The sequence below is a fragment of the Mycobacterium arosiense ATCC BAA-1401 = DSM 45069 genome (assembly GCF_002086125.1).
In the GTDB taxonomy this organism is placed as follows: Bacteria; Actinomycetota; Actinomycetes; order Mycobacteriales; family Mycobacteriaceae; genus Mycobacterium; species Mycobacterium arosiense.
Genome location: NZ_MVHG01000153.1, coordinates 1 through 4,918, shown reverse-complemented (window position 1 = coordinate 4,918; position 4,918 = coordinate 1). Strand labels below are relative to the sequence as shown.

Genomic DNA, 4,918 nt, shown 5'->3' with positions numbered 1-4,918 from the left:
GCTGCCCCACACCGACCCGGTGATCGGCTTCAACTACCTCGGCCGACTCGGAGCCGCAGCCGGCGAGGCATCCGAAAAGCTATGGCGGATAAGCAGCGACGGTGAGTCGGCGGCCGCGGCGGCCGCGGCCATACCTATGCCGCTGGCGCACACCCTGGAACTCAACGCCGCCATCCGAGACGCGGGCACCGGTCCCCTGCTGCACGCCAGCTGGACCTGGGCGCCCTCGGCACTCGACCACACCCAAGTCAACCGCCTGGCCCACCTCTGGTTTGACGCCCTGGCCGGCATCTGCGCCCACGTCCGCGGCGGTGGCGGCGGGCTGACCCCGTCGGACATCGCGCTTGCCGGGCTGAGCCAGCAACAGATCGACGAGCTGGAGCGCCAATATGCGGATCGCTGACGTTTTGCCGTTGACTCCACTACAGCAGGGGCTGTTCTTTCATGCCAGCACCGCCCAAGGTCATGACGACAATGTTTATGCGTCTCAGCTCGAGATCACCGTAACCGGCACGCTCGAGCCATACCGGCTGCACGACGCGGTACAAACGGCGATCAACCGGCATCCCAACCTGGCGGCCCGCTTCTTCGAACGGTTCGGGGAGCCGGTGCAGATCATCCCGGCCGATCCCGCGCCGGGGTGGCGGTACGTCGACCTTGCCGACGCCGGTGATCTCGACGAGGAGGTCCGGCAGATCTGCGCGGCCGAACGCGCCGCGGTGTGCGATCTGGCCAAGGGGCCCGCCTTTCGGGTGGCCGTCATTCGCACCGGCTCCGAGCAGTACCGGTTGGTGCTGACCAACCACCACATCGTCCTCGATGGCTGGTCAATGCCGATCCTGCTGCAGGAAATCTTCGCCGCCTATTACGGGCAGCGGCTCCCCGCCGCAGCGTCCTATCGGGAGTTTGCCGCCTGGCTGGCCGCACGTGACATGGAGGCCGCCCACAGCGCTTGGCGTTCGGTGCTGGCCGGCTTTGATACCCCCACCTTGGTCGGACCGCCGGATCGATTAGGGCTCGGACGACGCGCGGTGGTCTCATCGCGGCTGTCGACCCACACCACCCACGCGCTAAGCGAGCTGGCCCGCGCTCACCACACCACCGTCAACACCGTGCTGCAAGCGGGTTTCGCGCAATTGCTGACCTGGCTGACCGGCCAACACGATGTCGCGTTCGGCACCGCGGTCTCAGGTAGGCCGGCCGAGCTGGCCGGTGCGGAATCGATGGTCGGCCTGTTCATCAACACCGTGCCGGTGCGAGCGCGCATCGCACCGGCCAGCACCACCGCCGACCTGCTCGACCAGATGCAAACCGCCTACAACGACACGCTGGAACACCAGCATCTGGCACTTAGCGAAATCCACCGAATAACCGGCCAGGACAAGCTGTTCGACACCCTATTCGTGTTGGAAAACTATCCCGTCGACACCGCGACCCTGTCCGGCGGCGACCACCAGCTGGCTATCACCGAATTCACCGGCCGCGAGTACAACCACTACCCGTTGACGGTGCAAGCCACCCCTGGCCGCCAGCTGGGGCTGCGCGCCGAGTACGACACCGACGTGTTCGACCCCGACAGCATTCACGCCCTCATCGACCGGTTCCAGCGGGTGCTGGTGGCGATGACCACCGACCCGAACCGGCGGCTGTCGTCGATCGATCTGCTCGACGCCAGTGAGCGCGCCCGACTGGACGCCGTCGGCAACCGCGCCACGCTGACCCGATCGGGGCCGGCGCCGATGTCGATTCCGGCGCTGTTCGCCGAACAGGTGGACCGCGCGCCGGAGGCGGTGGCGGTGACCTTCGAGGGCCGCTCCATGACCTACCGGGAACTCGAGGAGGACGCAAACCGGTTGGCGCACAACCTGATTGACCGTGGGGTCAGCGCCGGGCAGCGGATAGCCCTGCTGCTGGAACGTTCGCCCTCGGCCATCGTCGCGATGCTGGCGGTGTTGAAGACGGGCGCGGCTTATCTGGCCATCGACCCGGCCTTGCCGGACCCGCGGATCGGTTTCTTGATGGCCGACGCCGCACCGGTGGGCGTCGTCACGACGGCCGGCCTACGCGACCGGATAGCCATCGACGACCTGCTGGTCATCGATCTCAACGACCCCGACGTTGCTGCCCACCCCGTCACGGCGTTGCCGGGGCCGGACCCCGACCATATCGCCTACCTGATCTACACCTCGGGCACCACCGGCGTGCCCAAAGGTGTGGCGATCAGCCACCGCAATCTGGCCCACCTGGCGGATTCACAGCCCATCCTGCTGCCGGCGAAACAGGTTTGGACGCAGTGCCATTCGTATGCGTTCGACTTCTCGGTGTGGGAGATCTGGGCTGCGCTGCTCACCGGTGGGCGGCTGGTGGTGGTCCCCGACTCGGTGGTGAATTCGCCGCCGGACTTTCACGCCATGCTGCTCAGCGAACGGGTCAACGTGTTGACCCAGACCCCGTCGGCGGTGGTAGCCCTGTCGGCCGAGGGGCTGGAGTCGGTGTCCTTGCTGCTCGGAGGTGAGGCGTGCCCGGCCGAAGTGGTCGATCGGTGGGCGCCGGGGCGAGTGGTGATCAATGCCTACGGGCCGACCGAGGCGACGGTGTACGCGTCGATGAGTGCGTTGACGGCGGGGACGGGGACGCCGCCGATCGGGGCGCCGGTGCTCACCGCGGCGTTGTTTGTGCTGGACGGCTGGTTGCGCCCCGTGCCGGTCGGGGTGGTCGGTGAGCTGTATGTGGCCGGCGCCGGCGTCGGGCTCGGATACCTCGGTCGGGCCGGGTTGACCGGATCGCGGTTCATCGCGTGTCCCTTCGGGGTGCCTGGAGCGCGGATGTATCGCACCGGGGATCTGGTGCGGTGGCGCGCCGACGGCCAGCTGCACTACCTCGGGCGCGCCGATGAACAGGTCAAAATCCGCGGCTACCGCATCGAACTCGGCGAAATCCAGGCCGCCCTCATCGGGCTGGACGGAGTCGAGCAGGCGGTCGTGATCACTCGCGAGGACCGCCCCGGCGACAAGCGGCTGGTCGGCTACATCACCGGGACCGCAGACCCGGCCCAGGCGCGCACCGCGCTGGCCGACCGGCTTCCGGCCTACATGGTGCCGGCCGCGGTCATGGTGATCGAGGCGCTGCCGCTGACCCCGAGCGGGAAACTCGACACCCGCGCCCTGCCGACACCGGAATACTCCGGCAACGACCATCACACCCCGGCCACCCAGGTGGAGGAGATCCTGGCCGGCATCTATGGCCAGGTGCTCGGGGTGGACCGGGTCGGGGTCGATGACTCGTTTTTCGACCTGGGCGGGGATTCGCTGTCGGCGATGCGCCTGATCGCGGCGATCAACACCGGCCTGGACGCCGACCTTTCGGTGCGCACCGTGTTCGAAGCGCCCACGGTGGCTCAGCTGGCCCCACGTATCACTGCCCGTGGGGATGGATTGGCGCCGTTGGTCGCCGGTGCGCGTCCGGCTGTGGTGCCGTTGTCATACGCCCAGCAGCGGCTGTGGTTCCTTGACCAATTGCACGGACCCTCCTCCGTCTACAACATGACGGCGGCACTGCGCTTTAGTGGTGTCCTCGATAGCGATGCGCTGGGCGCCGCACTAGCCGACGTGGTGGCTCGCCAAGAGAGCCTGCGCACGCTGTTCGTCGCACCCGACGGTATCCCGCAGCAGATGGTCGTTCCCGCCGAGCGGGCCAAAGCGAATTGGCGCGTTGTCGACGCGGGCGGTTGGTCGGCGGATCAACTGGACGAGGCCATCGACTCGGTCGCGCAGCACAATTTCGATTTGGCCACTGAGATCCCTTTGCGGGCAACACTTTTCCGTGTCGCCGAGGATGAACACGTCCTGGTGGCCGTGGTCCACCACGTCGCAGCTGACGGCTGGTCGATCACTCCGCTGGTCGCCGATCTGAAGGCGGCTTACCTGCGGCGGTGTGCGGGCCTGGCACCCGACTGGCCGCCGCTGCCGGTGCAGTACGTCGATTACACACTGTGGCAGCGCACCCAACTGGGTGATCTGGCCGACGGCCACAGCCGCATCGCCGCGCAGCTGGCCTATTGGGAGCAGGAGCTGGCCGGGCTGCCCGAGCAGCTGCAGTTGCCCACCGATCGGCCCTACCCGCCGGTGGCCGATCAACGCGGCGCCAGCCTGACGGTGGACTGGCCGGCCGAGTTGCAGCAGCGAATTGCTCGGGTGGCCCGCGAGCACAACGCGACCGGTTTCATGGTGATCCAGGCCGGCCTGGCGGTGCTGTTGTCGAAGATCAGCGCCAGTTCCGATGTCGCGGTGGGGTTTCCGATCGCCGGACGACGTGACCCGGCGCTCGATCATTTGGTGGGTTTTTTCGTCAACACTCTGGTGCTGCGAATTGATCTGACAGGTGATCCGACTGTCGCAGAGCTGCTGGCCCGGGTCCGCCGGCGCAGCCTGGCCGCCTATGAACACCAAGACGTGCCCTTCGAAGTCCTTGTGGAGCGGCTCAACCCCAACCGCAGCCTGTCGCATCACCCGCTGGTCCAGGTGGCGTTGGCCTGGCAGAACAACGCACCCGCAACGTTGGCCTTGGGTGATCTGCGGGTCACGCCGCTGCCGGTGAACACCCGCACCGCGCGGATGGATCTGGCGTTTTCGTTGGCCGAACGCTTCACCGAGGCCGGTGAGCCCGGCGGGATCGGCGGAGCGGTGGAGTTTCGCACCGATGTGTTCGACGCGGACAGCATCCACGCGTTGATCGGGCGCTTGGAGCGGGTGCTGAAGGCGATGACCGCCGAACCCGCACAGAGGATTTCGTCGATCGATTTAATCGACGAGGCCGAGCTTGCCCGGCTCGGGGTGTGGGGGAATCGGGCGGGGTTGACCTGGTTGCCGGCGGCGGTGTCGATCCCGGCGGTGTTCGCCGAGCAGGTGTCGCGCAACCC

The 4,918-nt window shown here is 67.4% G+C and carries 1 pseudogene; it reads left to right on the top strand.

The window, feature by feature from the left end:
- Window positions 1-4,918, top strand: a pseudogene (locus BST14_RS27435) (amino acid adenylation domain-containing protein); the annotation flags it as partial.